General features: G+C 67.8%; 14 protein-coding genes. 7 read left to right on the plus strand and 7 right to left on the minus strand.

Annotation, left to right across the window (positions count from 1 at the left end):
• Window positions 1–81: 81 nt before the first annotated feature.
• Complete coding sequence (locus AADH62_RS09340; protein WP_341579255.1) at window positions 82–1185, minus strand: phosphate ABC transporter substrate-binding protein PstS; 1104 nt, start codon at window positions 1183–1185, stop codon at window positions 82–84.
• A 175-nt stretch (window positions 1186–1360) separates the two neighbouring features.
• Between AADH62_RS09340 and AADH62_RS09345 the strand changes: the two genes are divergently transcribed.
• Together AADH62_RS09345 and AADH62_RS09350 are read left to right on the plus strand one after the other, a co-directional pair.
• On the plus strand, window positions 1361–5377 hold the full coding sequence (locus tag AADH62_RS09345) for a Pls/PosA family non-ribosomal peptide synthetase (protein WP_341579257.1): 4017 nt from the start codon (window positions 1361–1363) through the stop codon (window positions 5375–5377).
• Complete coding sequence (locus tag AADH62_RS09350; RefSeq protein WP_341579259.1) at window positions 5374–6741, plus strand: M1 family metallopeptidase; 1368 nt, start codon at window positions 5374–5376, stop codon at window positions 6739–6741. Before AADH62_RS09345 ends, AADH62_RS09350 begins: the two co-directional genes overlap by 4 nt.
• Here the strand turns inward: AADH62_RS09350 and AADH62_RS09355 are convergent.
• Genes AADH62_RS09355 through AADH62_RS09370 form a run of 4 tightly spaced genes read right to left on the minus strand, consistent with a single transcriptional unit; the run spans window position 6738 to window position 11174 of the window.
• The gene (locus AADH62_RS09355) at window positions 6738–7265 is read right to left on the minus strand and encodes a chemotaxis protein CheY (protein WP_341579261.1); all 528 of its coding nucleotides are present in this window, start codon (window positions 7263–7265) and stop codon (window positions 6738–6740) included. The genes AADH62_RS09350 and AADH62_RS09355 overlap by 4 nt on opposite strands.
• A 26-nt stretch (window positions 7266–7291) precedes the next feature.
• The gene (locus AADH62_RS09360; RefSeq protein ID WP_341579406.1) at window positions 7292–8230 is read right to left on the minus strand and encodes an NUDIX hydrolase; all 939 of its coding nucleotides are present in this window, start codon (window positions 8228–8230) and stop codon (window positions 7292–7294) included.
• Between the two features lie 29 nt (window positions 8231–8259).
• Window positions 8260–10425, minus strand: a complete 2166-nt coding sequence (locus AADH62_RS09365) for an RNA degradosome polyphosphate kinase (RefSeq protein WP_341579263.1) — start codon at window positions 10423–10425, stop codon at window positions 8260–8262.
• A gap of 50 nt (window positions 10426–10475) precedes the next feature.
• Window positions 10476–11174, minus strand: coding sequence for a response regulator transcription factor (locus AADH62_RS09370; RefSeq protein WP_341579265.1), 699 nt, complete (start codon window positions 11172–11174; stop codon window positions 10476–10478).
• Between the two features lie 79 nt (window positions 11175–11253).
• On the opposite strand from AADH62_RS09370, the gene AADH62_RS09375 reads away from it, so the two are divergent.
• From AADH62_RS09375 to AADH62_RS09390, 4 genes are all read left to right on the plus strand, one after another.
• Window positions 11254–11544, plus strand: a complete 291-nt coding sequence (locus AADH62_RS09375) for a hypothetical protein (RefSeq protein WP_341579266.1) — start codon at window positions 11254–11256, stop codon at window positions 11542–11544.
• A 254-nt stretch (window positions 11545–11798) separates the two neighbouring features.
• Entirely contained in the window at window positions 11799–12410 is a 612-nt protein-coding gene (locus AADH62_RS09380; protein ID WP_341579267.1) for an FABP family protein, read from the plus strand.
• Window positions 12410–13522 carry a folate-binding protein gene (locus AADH62_RS09385; RefSeq protein WP_341579268.1) on the plus strand — a complete coding sequence of 371 codons (1113 nt, stop codon included), beginning with the start codon at window positions 12410–12412 and terminating at the stop codon, window positions 13520–13522. Before AADH62_RS09380 ends, AADH62_RS09385 begins: the two co-directional genes overlap by 1 nt.
• A complete protein-coding gene (locus AADH62_RS09390) occupies window positions 13519–14664 on the plus strand; it encodes an FUSC family protein (protein WP_341579269.1) in 1146 nt (381 codons plus the stop codon). The genes AADH62_RS09385 and AADH62_RS09390 overlap by 4 nt, the downstream gene beginning before the upstream one ends.
• A gap of 9 nt (window positions 14665–14673) precedes the next feature.
• On the opposite strand, the gene AADH62_RS09395 is transcribed toward AADH62_RS09390, so the two are convergent.
• Window positions 14674–15495, minus strand: a complete 822-nt coding sequence (locus AADH62_RS09395) for a class I SAM-dependent methyltransferase (RefSeq protein ID WP_341579270.1) — start codon at window positions 15493–15495, stop codon at window positions 14674–14676.
• A 106-nt stretch (window positions 15496–15601) separates the two neighbouring features.
• Between AADH62_RS09395 and AADH62_RS09400 the strand changes: the two genes are divergently transcribed.
• Entirely contained in the window at window positions 15602–16351 is a 750-nt protein-coding gene (locus tag AADH62_RS09400) for a phosphoglyceromutase (protein WP_341579271.1), read from the plus strand.
• 77 nt (window positions 16352–16428) lie between these two features.
• Here AADH62_RS09400 and phoU read toward each other — a convergent pair whose 3' ends face one another.
• The gene (gene phoU / locus AADH62_RS09405) at window positions 16429–17100 is read right to left on the minus strand and encodes a phosphate signaling complex protein PhoU (protein ID WP_341579272.1); all 672 of its coding nucleotides are present in this window, start codon (window positions 17098–17100) and stop codon (window positions 16429–16431) included.
• Between the last annotated feature and the right edge of the window lie 30 nt (window positions 17101–17130).

Consider the following 17130-nt stretch of genomic DNA (forward strand, 5'->3'; position numbering starts at 1 on the left):
GGTGAAACCGGCTCTTTCGCTCAGCCCGCCCCGTTCAGTACATCGTGAATGTACCGAACGGGGCGGCCGAGAGGGAGTTGATCAGCCGATCAGGGCGATCGCGGCGTTGACCTGCTCGCGCAGCGAGTCCGAGATCGGAGCCGAGCCGGCGTTCTCGGCGGCAGCATCCTGGCCCTCGGGGCTGGCGATGTAGGTGAAGTACGCGGCCACGAGCTCAGCGACGTTGGGGTCCTCGTACTCGACGCAGCCGATCTCGTAGCTCACGAGAGCGATCGGGTAGACCCCGGCCTCTTCGGTCGCGTAGTCGATGTCGAAGACGATGTCGCCCTCGGTACGGCCTTCCTGCTCAGGCGAAGAGTCGACGATCATCGCCGCGGCCTCAGCCGAGTAGGGGACGAACTCGCCGCCGACGCCGACCGACACGGTGCCGAGGGTGCCCACCTGCGAAGCGTCGGCGTAGGTGATGGTGCCGTTGCCGTTCTTGGTCGCGTCGATGACACCCGAGGTACCCTGCGCAGCCTCGCCACCGGTGATCGGCCACTCGCCGTCGGGCTCGTAGGTCCAGACCGAGGGCGCCGCAGCCGACAGGTAGGAGGTGAAGGTCTCGGTCGTACCGGAGTCGTCGGAGCGGTGCACGGGCGAGATCGCGAGGTCAGGAAGCTCGACGCCGTCGTTCAGGCTCGCGATAGCCGCGTCGTTCCAGTTGGTGATCGTGCCAGCGAAGATGCCCGCGATGACGTCGGCGGTCATGTTCAGCGACTCGACACCGTCGAGGTTGAACGCAACGGCGATGGGCGAGATGTAAACCGGGATCTCGACGATGCCGGCCGAGCCGCCGTCGGCGCAGGCGGCGAAGGTGCTCTCGGCGATCTCGTCGATCTTGAAGGCGCGGTCCGAGCCGATGAAGTTGCTCGCGCCGGCGATGAAGTTCTCGCGGCCCGTGCCCGAACCGGTGGGCTCGTAGTTGACGGTCACGTCAGGGTTGGCGGTCTGGAAGTTCGCGACCCAGGCCTCCTGCGCGGCGGTCTGTGACGAAGCGCCGGTCGCGCCGATGGTGCCCGAGAGGGTCGACTCGGTGGGCTCGGTGGTGGAGCCGCCGTTCGACTCGTTGGAGGCGCAGCCAGCCAGCGCGAGGGTGGCGACGGCGGCGACAGCGCCCAGCTGGGCGAAGCGGTTGATCTTCACTGTGAATCCTTCACTGTGTCGGGGTATCTGTGGCGGCCCGGTGCAGGGCACCCACGTGACGGTAGACAGGGACTCTTAAGGGATCGGTTGGTAGAGGTGAACAGCAGGTAAACGGCCTCGGGCTGTCTGCAGTGTTCCCCCCACCTTGTACGACGCGCGCCGGTACCGTCGGAACGTGACTTTCGACCAGGCGGCCATCCTCGATAGGGCCGCTCATGCCGCCCCGCCGCGGACGCTCATCGACATCCTGCAAGAGACGGTGCGTCGCCATCCCGAGGCTTCAGCGATCGATGACGGCGCTGGCCCCGCCGTCAGCTACCGCGAGCTGGCCGCGCGCGTCGCGCTCACCGCTTCGCGCCTCTCGGCCGCGGGGGTCCGGCACGGTGATCGGGTCGGCATTCGCATGACGTCGGGAACCAAGGAGCTCTACATCGCGATCCTGGGCGTCATGGCAGCCGGAGCCGCGTACGTTCCGGTCGACGCCGATGACACCGAGGAACGCGCTGCACTCGTCTTCGGTGAAGCGGGGGTTCGGGGTGTCATAACGGGTCGTGGCCTTTACTCTCCGAGCGCTCAGTCCCCCGAAGATGCAGGCGGGGCAGGCATCGCCCCGTCTGACGTCACATCCGAGATCCCGACCGTCGATGACCCCACCGACGATGACGAGGACCTGTTCGCCGGCGAGGCTCCCGCGGGGCATACGCGAGCGCTCGACATCCTCGCCCAGCCCGCACCGGATGACGACGCGTGGATCATCTTCACCTCGGGCTCGACCGGGGTTCCCAAGGGCGTGGCGGTCACGCACCGGTGTGCTGCGGCGTTCGTGGATGCCGAGAGCCGCCTCTTTCTGCAGGATGAGCCGCTCGGCACCTCAGACCGGGTGCTGGCGGGGCTGTCTGTGGCCTTCGATGCCTCCTGCGAGGAAATGTGGCTCGCGTGGGCGCACGGCGCGTGCCTCGTTCCAGCGCCGCGTGCGCTCGTGCGCTCGGGCGTCGACCTTGCGAACTGGCTCGCGCGCCAGGGCATCACGGTCATCTCGACGGTGCCGACACTCGCCGCGATGTGGCCGAGTTCGACGATCGACAATGTCAGGCTGCTGATCTTCGGTGGCGAAGCCGTGCCGCTGGAACTCGGCACGCGCCTGGCCGCCGAGGGCCGCGAGGTCTGGAACACGTACGGCCCTACCGAGGCCACCGTCGTCTCGTGCGCCGCGCCGCTCGTGCCCGACGCTGCGGTCCGTATCGGGCTTCCGCTCGAGGGCTGGTCACTTGCGGTGGTGGATGCCGAGGGCAACCGGGTCGCGGAGGGGGAGAGCGGCGAGCTCATCATCGGCGGCGTCGGGCTTGCTCGGTACCTCGATCCCGCGAAGGATGCCGAGAAGTACGCTCCCATGCCGACGCTGGGGTGGGATCGCGCGTATCGCTCGGGCGATCTCGTCCGATACGAACCCGAGGGTCTCGTCTTTCTCGGACGCGCCGACGATCAGGTGAAGATCGGCGGGCGGCGCATCGAACTCGGTGAGGTTGAGGCCGCCCTCCAGGATCTTCCCGGCGTGACGGCGGCGACCGCTGCCGTCCGCACCTCGGAGGCAGGCAATCCCGTCCTGGTCGGATACATCGTCGTCGACGAGCCCGAGGAGTTTGATCGCGCCGCAGCGCGAGCGTCGCTGGCAGACCGCCTGCCCGCCGGCATCATGCCCCTGTTCGCGTTGCTCCCCGACCTTCCGGCGCGCACCTCGGGGAAGGTCGATCGTGCGGCGCTCCCGTGGCCGGTTGCGGGAGCCGAGCAACCGGCCACGGGGTTGTCCCAGAACGAGGCGTGGCTGGCCGAACAGTGGCAGGCGGTGCTCGGCGTTCCCGCCGAAGGCCGCGCGTCAGACTTCTTCGACCTCGGCGGCGGGTCGCTCGCGGCGGCACAACTGGCCTCGCGCGTGCGCACGCGGCTTCCCGAGTTCACGGTCGCCGACATCTACGACATGCCGCGTCTCGGAGCGATGGCTTCCTTGCTTCCGCAGACGGATGCTGCCGCTGACGCGTCTGCCGCCGAGTATCACCGCGCGACACCAACCCCGGCAGGCACACGGATCGTCCAGACCCTGCTCGGGGCGCCGCTGTTCATCCTGTCCGGCATCCGTTGGCTGCTGTATCTCCTCACCGCGAGCATGCTCTTGCAGCTCGGCGGTGGCTTCGCGTTCCTTCCGACCGTGCCGTGGTGGGTGCTCGTGATCGGCCTGCTCGTCTTCGCGACGCCGTTCGGTCGCATGGCGATCGCGGTGATCGCGGCGCGAACCCTGCTCGCAGGGCTGGAACCCGGCGACTATCCGCGTGGCGGCAGCGTTCACCTGCGGTTGTGGCTTGCCGAGCAGATCGCCGACCAGGTCGACGGTGTCGGGTACGTGGGAGCGCCGTGGGTCACGTACTACGCCCGGGCGCTGGGCGCCTCGATCGGCCGAGACGTCCACATGCACACCCTCCCGCCGGTCACCGGGATGCTGCAGGTCGGCGACAACGTGGCTATCGAGCCCGAGGTCGATCTCAGCGGCACGTGGGTCGACGGTGACACCGTGCGTGTGGGCGGCATCCGGATCGATGCGGATGCCGTCATCGGCGCCCGCAGCACGCTCGCCCCCGGCACCAAGATCGGTCAGCGCGCGCGCGTTGCGCCCGGCTCGGCGGTGTTCGGACGGGTCAAGCCCGATCAGGCGTGGGCGGGCTCTCCCGCGGTGCGCGTCGGGGAGCCTCCCGCTGATTGGCCCGCGGAACATGCGCCGGCTCCGCACCGGTGGCTCTGGGCCTATATCGCTTCCTCACTCGCGTTGGCGCTGCTGCCGATCGTCGCGTTCGCCGCCGGTGCCGGCATCATGGTGCTCGCGATGCAGGAGGCGCAGACACTCGCGGCGGCGGCACTCGTCGGCCTCGCGTGGCTCGTGCCCGGCATCCTGATCGCCGGTGCGGTCTTCGCGGGCACCGTCGTGATCGCGGTGCGGTTGCTCTCGCTCGGCCTTCGCGAGGGAACTTTTCCGGTGCGGAGCCGCCTGGGGTGGCAGGTGTGGACGACCGAGCGTCTTCTCGATTCGGCACGCACGGTGCTGTTCCCCCTCTACTCGAGCTTGTTCACTCCCATCTGGCTGCGGATGCTGGGAGCATCGGTCGGGCGTAACGTCGAGGCATCCACGGTGCTGCTGATCCCGTCGATGACCACGATCGACGATGGCGCGTTCCTTGCCGATGACACGATGGTCGCCTCGTACGAGCTCGGCGGCGGGTGGATGCGCGTCGATCACGTCAGGATCGGCAAGCGCGCGTTCGTCGGAAACTCCGGGATGGTGGCACCCGGGCACCGGGTGCCCAAGGACGGCCTCATCGCTGTGCTCTCCGCGGCGCCGGCGAAGGCGAAGGCGGGATCGTCGTGGCTCGGGTCCCCGGCCGTGCGCCTGCGACGCGTGGCTGCCAGCGTCGATGAGTCACGCACCTACGAGCCGCCCGTTCTTCTGCGGATCGCGCGGAGCCTCTGGGAGCTCTCGCGAGTCGTTCCCGTCTTCGTGACCGGGCTCATCGGTTTCGGCGTGCTCATGGCCCTGGCAGCCCTGTGGAACAGCATCGGACCGTGGTGGACGGTGCTCCTCTCGGGCATTGTCATGCTTGCCGCCGGTGCGGTGGCAGCAGCAGTCTCGACTGCCGCCAAGTGGATCCTCGTCGGCCCGATCCGTGCGGGCGAGCATCCGTTGTGGTCGAGTTTCGTCTGGCGCACCGAGGTGGTCGACACCTTCACCGAGATGGTCGCTGCTCCCTGGTTCGCTCGCGCAGCATCCGGAACCCCAGCACTTGCCGTGTGGCTGCGCTCGCTCGGCGCCCGCGTCGGCCGCGGAGTCTGGTGCGAGACGTACTGGCTGCCCGAGCCCGACCTCGTGCACCTCGGCGACGGATCCACCGTCAATCGGGGATGCGTTGTGCAGACTCACCTGTTTCATGATCGGATCATGAGTATGGATGCCGTCACCCTCGAACCCGGTGCAACGCTCGGGCCGCACTCGGTCATCCTGCCCGCGGCCTCGATCGGTGCTCACGCAACCGTTGGACCTGCCTCGCTGGTCATGCGGGGGGAGAGTGTCCCCGTCGGCTCGCGGTGGAGTGGGAATCCCATCGGCCCGTGGCGTGCGGTGAAGATCCGCGCGTATCAGGCGGCCCCGTGAGCGATACCGGTCGCCGAGACGGCGTCGATCGGGATGAAGTCCCTGCTCACGACACCTATACGCCTCACAGTGGCGACCTCTCGTTCGACGTCGACGCATATGCGCTCGATCTGAGCTACCGCGTCCGCACCAACAGGCTCGAGGGACGCGCGAGCCTCCGCATCCGGATCCTGGCTGCGACATCCTCGATCGCGCTCGATCTCGTCGGCCTTCGGGTCAGCCGGGTGCGCATCGAGGGGCAGCGACGGACCCCGCACACCCAGGGCCCGCGGAAGCTCCGCGTCACGCTGCCTCGCACGATGCACCCGGGGGAGACCCTGACGTTGACGATCGAGTATGCGGGCGCACCAGCCCCCCGTCGATCCCGCTGGGGGACGATCGGCTGGGAGGAGCTCACCGAGGGGTCCCTCGTCGCGTCACAGCCGATCGGCGCCCCCACATGGTTCCCGTGCAACGATCGTCCCGACAATCGCGCGACGTACGGCATCCGGGTCACGACGGATGCCGAGTATACGGCTGTCGCCACCGGCGTGCTGCAGTCACGCACCCGTGCGGGCGGTCAGGTCACCGCCGAATACGCGATCGGTGTGCCGACGGCGACGTACCTCGTCGCCGTCTATGTCGGACAGTTCGAGTCGCACCGGCTCGATGAGCGCATCGTCGTTGCCTCACCGCCGTCCCTGCGCGCCGACGTGAAGCGGGCTCTGGGTCCGCTGCCGCGCATGATGGCCGCCTTCGAGGAGCGGTTCGGACCGTATCCGCAGGAGAGCTGCACGATCGTGGTAACGGCAGATCCGCTCGAGATCCCGCTCGAGGCGCAGGGCACCGCCGTCTTCGGCGTGAACCACCTCGACCCGGACTCGGAGCGACTGGTCGCTCATGAGCTCGCCCACCAGTGGTTCGGCAACAGTGTCGGGGTGGCGCGGTGGCGCGATATCTGGCTCAACGAAGGATTCGCGTGTTATGCGGAGTGGCTCTGGTTCGAAGCGATCGGCGCGGATACCGCCGATGCCGCTGCCCGCCGGGCTCATGCGAAACTCGCGGATCTCGCGCAAAACCTCGTCATCAGCGATCCCGGCGCTGACCTCATGTTCGATGACAGGGTCTACAAACGCGGGGCGCTCACCCTGCACGCCGTGCGCCTGACGATCGGCGACGAGCAGTTCTTCGATCTCCTGCACGGCTGGTGCCGCGCGTACGTGAACGCGTGTGTCACGACCGACGACTTCCGTCGCTTCGTCCATGACGCCGGCCACGACCTCGAGGTGCTCCTGGATGCCTGGCTGGATGCCGGCCCGCTGCCGCCGTTGCCGCCGCGACCGGATGCCCCCAAGCGCCCGGCGAAGAAGAAGTCCGCGCGCTAGCGGTCGGCAGGTTCGAGGCTGGCCAGCGCAGTACTGACGAGGATCCCCGGCGGTCCGTCGAGGTCCCAGCCGTCGATGGCATTCGCGCGTCCGGGAACTCGGGCGCGCCATGACGCGCCGGTCTCATCGTCAGTGCCGTCGGTTCCAGTCACGCGCACGAGCCCCGGTTCGACGCGCAGCCCCCGCCGGTCGGCCTTCAGTGCGGCCTCTACGCGCACCCAGTCGCGCGTCGTGGCGGGTCCTGCGCCGAGAACCCCGGTCAGGCCCGTACGGTCGCGCCGGGGGTCGACCTCGGGTTCGGCATCCACCCCCACGGTCCCGGCGGCAGCGGGCGCCACCGCCACCACCGCCCATTCCGCGGCGTAGGACACGCTCGCAGTCACCGCCGCACCCTCGACCTCAAGGGGACCGTGGTCGGCGCCGCACCGCGGGCATCGGTTCGAGATCCGGATGCCGGGCTGACCGATCAGTTCTCGCACGAGCTGCCACGCGACCTCGCGGCGGGGGCCACGGTCCGGGACCATTGCCCACCCGAGCCGGATCAGTCCGCTCACACGGAGGGCTGGTGCGTCTCGATCGCCACGATCCCTGAGCCCGGGTTGTCGGTGGACAGGTGCACGACCGAGAATCCGCCCGGTGACAGCCCCGACGCGTTGCCCAGGTGCGAACCCATCAGCGACCCGGTTGCCATCGCGAGTTCCTGGATGATTTCGGGAAGCACGGGCCCGTGGCTGCAGAGCACCGCGGGCTTGCGGGATCGGACGCGCGCTCCGACCACCGTGCGGGCGTCTGTCGCGCCCTCCTCCCACGCGTCCTGGCTGATCAGCGGCGAGAAATCGACGCGGCGACCAAGCGCAGCCGAGAGCGGCGTGACGGTCTTGGCGCACCGAACCGCGGGGCTCGATACGATCCGGCGAGCACCGAACGCGAGGAGCGGACCCACGAGGGCGTTTGCTTGCTTGCGCCCGCGCGGAGCCAGGGGACGCGAGGCATCCGATCCGTCCCATTCGTCGGCCGGTACTGCCTTGGCGTGACGCAGCGCGATGATCGGGAAGGTTCTGAGCACATCCTTGTCGCGAATCTCGAGGAACTTGTCCAGGATCTCGACATCGACCGGGTAGCTGAGCTTCGCTCGGGCCTTCTTCGCCGAGACCCATTCGAGTGCGGCTATCTCTTTGTTCGGGACGAACGACGAGGCCTTGATCGCGGCATCCGTGGCCTCAGCCGCCCAGTAGTGCACAACCTTGTTGCGCTTGGAGGGCATGTGGTACGTCGACACACCCACGGGGACCCCCAGCGAGACGCGGATACCGGTCTCTTCGTGGATCTCGCGGACCGCGGTTTCGGCGAGGGTTTCGCCGGGATCGACCTTGCCCTTGGGAAGGGTCACGTCGCGGTACTGGGTGCGGTGGATCAGCAGGATGCGAAGCTTGCCCTCGACCAGGCGCCAGAGAACGCCGCCGGCTGCGTAAACGATGTTCTCTGACATGGTGGGGTCGGGAACGGTGAGAGTGTCGGTCATCGTGTGGCTCGCGCCCGTCGCCGGTTCTGCACATCGGTCATCGTCAGGTCTTGCAGGTCGGCAAGCTGGTTGCCGTGCTCGTCGAGGTGGTGGCGAACCCACGTGCCCGTCTGGTCGAGCCACCAGGAGCTGGTGGCTTCGCTCATCGCGAGATCGAAGAACGTCATCAGCTGGCCAAGGTGGGCTGGGTTGGTCACCCGCACGAGCGCCTCGACCCGGCGGTCGAGGTTTCGGTGCATCATGTCGGCGCTCCCGATGTAGATCTGCTCCTCGCCGCCGTTGTGGAACGCGAAGATCCGCGAGTGCTCGAGGTACCGACCGAGGATGCTGCGCACCGTGATGTTCTCGCTCAGTCCCGGCACTCCCGGCTTGATCGAGCAGATGCCTCGCACCCAGATCTCCACGGGAACGCCGGCCTGACTCGCGCGGTAGAGCGCGTCGATGATCTGCTCGTCGACCATCGAGTTGACCTTGATCCGGATGCGTGCGGGCTTGCCCTCGGCGGCATTGCGGCGCTCGGACTCGATGAGGCGCAGCAGCCCTTTGCGCAGGTGCAGCGGCGCGACCAGCAGGCGCTTGAACTTCTTCTCGATCGCATAGCCCGAGAGCTCGTTGAACAGGCGCGTGAGGTCTCGCCCGACCTGCTCATCGGCCGTGAAGAGCGCATAGTCCTCGTAGATCCGGCTGGTCTTGGGGTTGTAGTTGCCGGTGCCGATGTGGCAGTAACTGCGGAGCGTGCCCTCCTCCTCGCGGATGACCAGGGCCAGCTTGCAGTGGGTCTTGAGCCCGACCAGGCCGTACACGACGTGGACGCCGGCCTTCTCGAGCTTGCGTGCCCACACGATGTTGGCGGCTTCATCGAAGCGGGCCTTCACCTCGACGAGGGCGAGAACCTGCTTGCCTGCTTCGGCAGCGTCGATGAGCGACTGGATGATGGGGCTGTCGCCCGAGGTGCGATAGAGCGTCTGCTTGATAGCGAGGACCTGCGGATCCTTGGCTGCCTGATCGAGGAAGGCCTGGACGCTGGTCGCGAACGATTCGTACGGGTGGTGGACCAGCACATCTCCGCTTCTGATGGCGCTGAAGATGTCGGAGCGCTCGTTGTTGTCGCCCGGCTGGAACGCTATGGCGGTGGTTGGTAGGTGCGGCTTGTACTTGAGTTCGGGCCGATTCAGGCGGCTCAGGCCGAACAACCCCCGCAGGTCCAGTGGCCCCGGAATCCGATAGACCTCTTGCTCGGTGATGTCGAGTTCGCTGATGAGGAGCTTCAGAGTCAGTTCGTCCATGTCCTCGGTCACCTCGAGACGGATCGGGGGACCGAACCGGCGACGCATGAGTTCTGCTTCGAGGGCCTGGATGAGGTTCTCGGTCTCGTCCTCTTCGATGACCATGTCTTCGTTGCGGGTGAGGCGGAACGCGTGGTGGTCGAGGACCTCCATCCCCGGGAAGAGGTCACCGAGGTGGTTGGCAATGAGGTCTTCGAGTGCGAGGTATCGCACCCGGTCACCCTCGCGCGAGATCTCGACGAACCGGGGCAACATCGGCGGCACCTTCAGACGCGCGAACTCCTGACGCCCCGTCCGGGCGTTGCGGATGCGGATCGCCAGGTTCAGCGAGAGGCCTGAAATGTAAGGGAAGGGGTGTGCTGGGTCCACCGCCAGCGGCATAAGAACAGGAAAGACCTGGTCATGGAAGTATTCGGAGAGGCGGGAACGCTCGTCGTCGCCGAGTGACGCGAACGAGACGAACTCGACTCCGGCCTCCGCGAGAGCCGGTGCGACCAGGCGGCTCCACGCGTCAGCGTGGCGCAACTGCAGCCGGTGCGCCTCTTCCGAGATGTCGGCGAGGGCGCCTTCGGGGGAGGTGCCGATGTTCGTCGGCACCGCAAGTCCGGTCACGATGCGACGCTTGAGCCCCGCGACGCGGACCATGAAGAACTCGTCGAGGTTGCTCGCGAAGATCGCGAGGAAGTTCGCTCGCTCCAGCGGCGGCAGACCCGGATCCTCTGCCAGCTCCAGGACGCGCTGATTGAACGCGAGCCAGCTCAGCTCACGATCCAGGAAGCGGTCAATGGGCAGGAGATCATCGGCGGCTGCCGCTGAGTCGAAGTCGTCGTCATCTTCGTCGCCGAGTCCGGTGTCGAGAACCTCGTGGTCGATCATGGGTCCATCCTGTCAGCGCTACGTGACTCGCGCGTGAACAGTTTTTGTCGTCAGGCGTCGGTGCGCTCCCGCGGCGGCGGCGGTGCGTCATCCTCGTAGACGTTGAAGCGGTATCCGACGTTGCGCACGGTGCCGATGAGCTGCTCGAGGTCGCCGAGCTTTGCCCGGAGGCGTCTGACGTGCACATCGACGGTTCGGGTGCCCCCGAAGTAGTCGTAGCCCCAGACCTCGCTGAGCAGCTGTTCGCGGGTGAAGACCCGCGACGGGTGGGTGGCGAAGAAGTGGAGAAGCTGGAACTCCTTGTAGGTCAGGTCGAGCGGGCGTCCATGGACCTTGGCCGAGTATGACGACTCATCGATCGTGATGCCCGAGGTCTGAATACGCGTGGAGACCTGTTCTTTCGCCATCCGGCCAATCGCCAGGCGCACCCGCGCATCGACTTCGGCCGGGCCCGCCGTGACCAGGATGACGTCATCGACGCCCCAATCCGGCGAAACTGCGGTGAGGCCACCCTCGGTCACGATGAGGATGAGTGGGACATCCAGTCCTGTCGTCCCGAGGATCTTGCACAGCGACTTCGCTCCCACGAGATCGGTGCGGGCATCCACGAAGACGATGTCGGCGCTGGGCGCATTCACCAGCTGGGCGGGTTCGGCGGGTATCTGGCGCGTGCGGTGACTCAGCAACTCGAGCGCGGGCAGGGCTGCTCCTCCGCCTGGGGCGGAACTCAGAACCAATAGCTGTGCCACGCTGACATCCTCCCGGTGCCGGAGGCGCACCGCGCCCCTCAGTTTAGGGTGTCCTCCGCGCATAGGAGACAATGGGGCGATGGACCTGCCACCGCTTGCTCCACGCCGTGCCTTCGGCGGGATCGTCACTGTCTGGGTGGCCGCTGCGGTCGCCGGCACGATCATCGGCTTCTTTGTGCCTGCCGAGTGGCGGATCGCCTGGCTCGGCGTGGCTCTCGGATTGTGTGTCGTGCTGGCCTTTGGGGTGCAGCTGGCTTACGGTCGGTCTCAGGCCTTCGTCGAGCGCGTCGCGCTGAGCACCCTGGGTGCGGCGATCGTGCTCGGCGTGATCAGCCTCGGGTTCGGGCTCGCCTCGATAGTCCCCCGATAGCCGGGGCTCAGACCGAGGCACCCGAGTCTGCGTGAGACACTCCGTCGCGCGCGGTGTCTCAATGCATGTCGGGTGTCTGACAGGTCAGGAGCGCAGTCCCGTCGGGTGCGGCGAATCCGGGATAGAGTGGGTTTATGGACCTGGTAGCGCTCGAACTCTTCTTCGTGGGCCTTCTTGCGCTCGCGTCGCTCGCGATCGTGTTCGTCTCGGGTGTCGTCGTGAAGAATCTGTACCGCGGCCAGCGCTGACGCGCCGTGATCGATCTTCCCACCGACCTCCCCGCCGAGCTTGCGCCACTGTCGTGGCTGGTGGGCGTATGGGAGGGGACCGGTGTCATCGACTACGACACCGACGGCACGCACTTCACCGGTGAGTTCCATCACCGGGTGAGTTTCAGCCACGACGGCGGCGACCATCTCAACTACTCGGCTCAGGCGTGGCTGCTGGACGCCGACGATCCTGCCGGGCCACGCACAGCCCTGGTCAGTGAGACCGGATACTGGCGGTTGGCGATTCCCGCGACCGACGCCATGCCCGGGCCCGGCCTGCTGCCGGCTGCCGCCGCCAGCTCGCCGCTGACAGTCGACGATGTCGAGGCCCTCCGAACCCCCGAGGGAGGGTTCGAGATCGAGGTCTCGCTCGTGCACTCCGATGGCGTGTGCGAGCTCTATCTCGGGCAGATCCGCGGTCCCCGCATCGACATCGCCACCGATGCCGTCATCCGCACCGCATCGGCGAAGTCGTACTCCGCGGCGACCCGCATGTACGGACTGGTCGACGCTCACCTGCTCTGGGCGTGGGATATCGCGGCGCTCGGGGGCGCGCTCGCTTCCCACGCCTCGGCGCGGCTCGCGAAGGTCGACTGATGGCATCCGCATTCCAGCGGGTACCCGGAGCTGTGGTCGAGGACGGCATCCTGGTGCACGTCGGTAACCCCCTCGTCGAGCAGCGCCGACTCGTGAAGGGCGAGGCTGTCGCTCCGCTCGAGAACCGCTCAGTGGTCAGTGTTGCCGGACCTGACCGGCTCTCGTGGCTCGACTCGATCACCTCGCAGGCTGTTGCCGGGCTCGCGCCGGGGGAAAGCAGCGAGCTGCTCATTCTGGATCCGAACGGCCACATCGAGCACGCCGCCGGAATCGTGGACGACGGCGAGACTGCCTGGCTCCTGGTCGACACCGCGGATGCCGAATCGCTCGTGGCGTGGCTGACGAAGATGCGGTTCCGGATGCGGGTCGAGATACGGCTCGTCGACGAGGTAGCCGTTGTCGGTGCGGTCTCACCCGACACCGCCGGGCTCACAGCGTTCTCGCCCGCGGGCGTTCCGCTTATCTGGCGTGACCCCTGGCCGGGTGTCACAGCCGGCGGGTACGGGTACGCGGTCGGTGAGCATCCGGGGCAGGCGTGGGCGTGGACCGAGATCGTCGTCGAGGCTTCCGAGCGCGACCGGATCGCCGAAGCTGCGGCAGCGGGCGAGGTGGCGCTGGCCGGCGTACTCGCCGTCGAAGCCCTGCGCATTGCCGCGTGGCGGCCGAGCTGGGCGCGTGAGGTCGACGAGCGATCGCTGCCCCACGAACTGGACTGGCTGCGAACATCCGTGCACCTGAGCAAGGGGTGCTATCGCGGCCAAGAAACGGTCGCCAAGGTCCACAACCTCGGTCACCCTCCTCGGCGCCTCGTGGCGGTGCACCTCGACGGTGCCGACAGCATCTTGCCGCCGCCGGGGTCCGAGGTTCGCGTCGCAGGTGGCGAGGTGGGTGTCCTCACCTCGGTCGCCCTCCACATGGATGACGGACCCATCGGACTGGCTCTCGTGAGGCGTACAACTCCCGACGGCGACGCCACTGTCGAGACGGCGGAGGGAGCTGTCTCCGCCCGGCTCGAGACGATCGTCCCGCCCGAGGCCGGTGCTGCAGCATCCGTGCCCCGGCTACCTCGGCTCTCTCGGCGCGCGAGCGCCGCAGCGCCGTCCGGGTCGTGAGCGCGGGGCAAGACCCGGGCTTGCCGCGGCAGGCGGCGCCCGACGAGACGGCGCCGTTGACTCTCCCGGTGCGTCTGCGCTGGTGGAGTAGGTTCAGCCCGCGGCCGGGATGGATGCGGTTGCGTTCGTCATCCATCGCCATCGTCCAGATCGTGGTCGCGGCAACGGGCGCGTATGCCTTCGCCGCATACGTGCTCGGACACCCCGCGCCACTGCTGGCCGCGACGGTGACCGTCTCGAGCCTCGGGCTTGTGCGTGATGCTCGGCCGCGTCGCGTGCTCGAGACCGTGATCGGCATGATCATCGGCATCCTCGTGGCCGAGCTGCTGCTCCTGGTCGCCGGTAGCGGATGGTGGCAGCTGGGCCTCGCGCTTGCGGCAACCCTCGCCGTCGCGCGCTTCCTCTCGCCCCAGCCGGGGTTTGCGATAGCGGCGGCGCTTCAGTCGCTCATCGTCATGATCATCCCGACCAGTTCGCCGATGCTGCGGTTGATCGACGGTGTCGTCGGCGGAATCGCGGCGCTGCTCGTGACGGCGCTCATCCCGCGCAGCCCGCAGCGCACGGAGGTCGCCTCCGGCGAGGTGCTGTTCACCCGCTTCCAGAGCGCCACCGAGACCATCATCCGGGCCCTCCGCCGGGGCGACCGCGTTCGCGCGCAGCGAGGCCTCGAGAAGGCCCGGGCCCTGCAGGCCGACATCGACGACTGGCGGCTCACGCTCGAATCGGGCATGGGGATCGCTCGCATCTCGCCGTTCCTGCGCTCGCAGCGGCACGAGATCGCGCGCCACCAGCGCATCTGGCAGGCGATGGACTTTGCCTGCCGCAACCTTCGGGTGATCGCTCGGCGCACGGTGTACCTCGTCGATGACCGGCAGCCCCGCGCCGTCGCTGCCGATCTGTTGGCTGACCTCGGCCGCGGCGCAGACCTCATCGCGCAGTCGATGCGTGACATTTCACTGGAGCCGGTCGCCCGTGAGGCACTCCGCGCTGTCGCGGTGCGGCTGGATCCTGCCGCGGTCCTTCCCGACTCGACGCTCGGTGATCAGAACCTCATTGCGGCGCTTCGACCGCTTGCCGTGGATCTGCTCACCGCGGCCGGCATGTCGGGCGAGGATGCCGCGCACGCCGTCCCCCGCATCTGAGTCGCCCGCTCAGCGCGGCGTAACCGAGGTCCACGGGACGGTGACTTCGCCGAGCCGCCACCGATGACGTCCGGTGAGCGGCCAGCCCGCGTCGAGCATTGCCTGCAGGCTTGCGCGCCACCGCTGGACGGGCGAGAACGTCGACAGCGGCGCGGCCCGCTCCCACTCGCGCGTCAGATCGGCGAGGAAGGTGTGGATCCGCTCACCGGGGACGTTGCGGTGGATGAGGGCCTTCGGGAGGCGCTCGGCGGCGACCGCCGGGGAGTCGAGCCCTGCCAGGCGCAGCGATACCGTGAGGGAGCGCGGCGCGGCATCCGGTCCGATAACGACCCAGGTCATGACGCGCCCGATCTCATCACAGGTGCCTTCGACGAGCAGTCCGTCGGGCGCCAGGCGACTGGCCATGTGCGACCAGGCCGCCGCGACCTCCGACTCGTCGTACTGACGCAGGACGTTCAGCGCGCGGATGACGGTCGGACGTCGGGGCGCCGGAATCTCGAAACCCCCTCGTGCGAACGAAACCCGGGTGTCAGGGTCAAAACTCGTGAGACCGGCGCGGACCGCCCGCAGCTGCTCGCGTGCCCGCTCGACGCGCGCCGGGTCGATCTCCAGCCCCAGGACATCGATGTCGGGCCTGACCGGCGACAGGCGTGCCGCCAGCTCCAGCGTCGTGGTGCCGGTCGCGCCGTACCCGAGATCGACGACCAGCGGGTCGGATGCGACACGGAGCACCGGATGCCGCGCAATCCACCGATCGACGCGGCGCAACCGATTCGTGCCCGTCGTCCCCCGCGTCGGGCGCCCGGTGGGCGCTGAACGAGGAGAGGGCACGCCCCCATGATGCCAGCGCTCCGAGCGTTCCCGGTGTGCGGCGGGGGGAGCTTTCACGGCCTACCTCGCAACCGCCGCGACACCTCCCCCCGATATCATGAGGGCCATGACCGAGCCATACACGTTGATCCTTCTCCGACACGGCCAGAGCGAGTGGAACGAGCTGAATCTCTTCACTGGATGGGTCGATGTGCGGCTCACTGAACAGGGGCAGGCCGAGGCCCGCCGGGGCGGCGAGTTGATGGCCGCGCAGGGCATCCTTCCCGACGTTTTGCACACGTCGCTCCTGAGCCGCGCGATCCAGACCGCCAACATCGCGCTGGATGCCGCAGACCGCCTGTGGATTCCCGTGAAGCGCACCTGGCGCCTCAACGAGCGGCACTACGGCGCGCTGCAGGGCAAGGACAAGGCGCAGACCCTCGAAGAGTTCGGGCCCGAGCAGTTCATGTTGTGGCGCCGCTCGTTCGATGTGCCGCCGCCGCCGCTGGATGATGACAGCGAGTTCAGCCAGGTCCACGATCCTCGGTACGCCGGGATCGATGGCGACGTGCCGCGCACGGAATCCCTCAAGCTCGTCATCGACCGCATGATGCCCTACTGGGAGAGCGACATCGCCGCCGACCTGCGTGCCGGCAAGACCGTCCTCGTGACCGCGCACGGCAACTCGCTGCGTGGCCTCGTCAAGCACCTCGACGGCATCAGCGACGCCGACATCGCCGAGCTCAACATCCCGACCGGCATCCCGCTGGTCTACCGCCTCAACGAGAACCTCGTCCCCCTCGGTCCCGGCGAGTACCTCGACCCGGAGGCTGCCGCTGCCGGTGCAGCTGCAGTCGCTGCCCAGGGAAAGAAGTAACAGCCTGTCGGTAGAGACGAGAAGAGCGGATGCCTCGCGTGAGGCATCCGCTCTTCTCGTGAGTGCGAGAGGAAGAGTTACTCTCCCGAGCTGGCCCCGTCGCCGGCGTAGAACTCGCCACCTTCAGCCAGGTACTGCACCTTCTTGGCGACCGAGACAGCGTGGTCGACGAAACGTTCGTGATAGCGGCTCGCGAGGGTGGCATCCACCGTCTGTGCGGGCTCGCCCGACCAGCTGTCGCTGAGGACCTTCTCGAAGACGCTCACGTGCAGATCGTCGACCTGGTTGTCGATGTCACGGATCTGGTCGGCGATCGCGAGGTCCTCGGTGTCGAGGAGCTGAGTGAGCTTGCGGGCAGCTTCGACGTCGAGTTCGCCCATCTTCTGGAACGTCGACTTCAGACCCGAGGGGATGGCGCGCTCGGGGAAACGCAGCCGCGTCAGCTGAGCGATGTGCTCGGCGATGTCGCCCATGCGCTCGAGCGAGGCGCTCACCCGCAGGGCCATCACGACGATCCGCAGGTCGCGGGCGACCGGCTGCTGGCGGGCCATGATCTCGATGGCGATCTCGTCAAGCTCGTGGGCCTTGTCGTCGATCTCGGCGTCGGCCGCGATCACTTCTTCGGCAAGGGCGACATCGCTGGTCTTGAACGCCGTTGTCGCCTTCTCGATCGCGGTTGTGACCATCCCGGAGATCTCAACGAGACGGTTCTGCACATCTTCGAGCGACTGGTGGAAGACTTCGCGCATTCCGATCCCTTTCGTGTGTTGTCGACCGGC

The sequence above is a fragment of the Microbacterium schleiferi genome, from assembly GCF_038150145.1.
Lineage (GTDB): Bacteria > Actinomycetota > Actinomycetes > Actinomycetales > Microbacteriaceae > Microbacterium > Microbacterium schleiferi_B.

Excerpts from the sequence above, each read along its gene's own strand:
- AADH62_RS09355 (WP_341579261.1), bottom strand. The coding sequence starts at position 7,265 with ATGGTCCCGGACCGTGGCCCCCGCCGCGAGGTCGCGTGGCAGCTCGTG.
- AADH62_RS09400 (WP_341579271.1), top strand. The coding sequence starts at position 15,602 with ATGACCGAGCCATACACGTTGATCCTTCTCCGACACGGCCAGAGCGAG.
- AADH62_RS09385 (WP_341579268.1), top strand. The coding sequence starts at position 12,410 with ATGGCATCCGCATTCCAGCGGGTACCCGGAGCTGTGGTCGAGGACGGC.
- AADH62_RS09375 (WP_341579266.1), top strand. The coding sequence starts at position 11,254 with ATGGACCTGCCACCGCTTGCTCCACGCCGTGCCTTCGGCGGGATCGTC.
- phoU (WP_341579272.1), bottom strand. The coding sequence starts at position 17,100 with ATGCGCGAAGTCTTCCACCAGTCGCTCGAAGATGTGCAGAACCGTCTC.
- AADH62_RS09360 (WP_341579406.1), bottom strand. The coding sequence starts at position 8,230 with ATGTCAGAGAACATCGTTTACGCAGCCGGCGGCGTTCTCTGGCGCCTG.
- AADH62_RS09365 (WP_341579263.1), bottom strand. The coding sequence starts at position 10,425 with ATGATCGACCACGAGGTTCTCGACACCGGACTCGGCGACGAAGATGAC.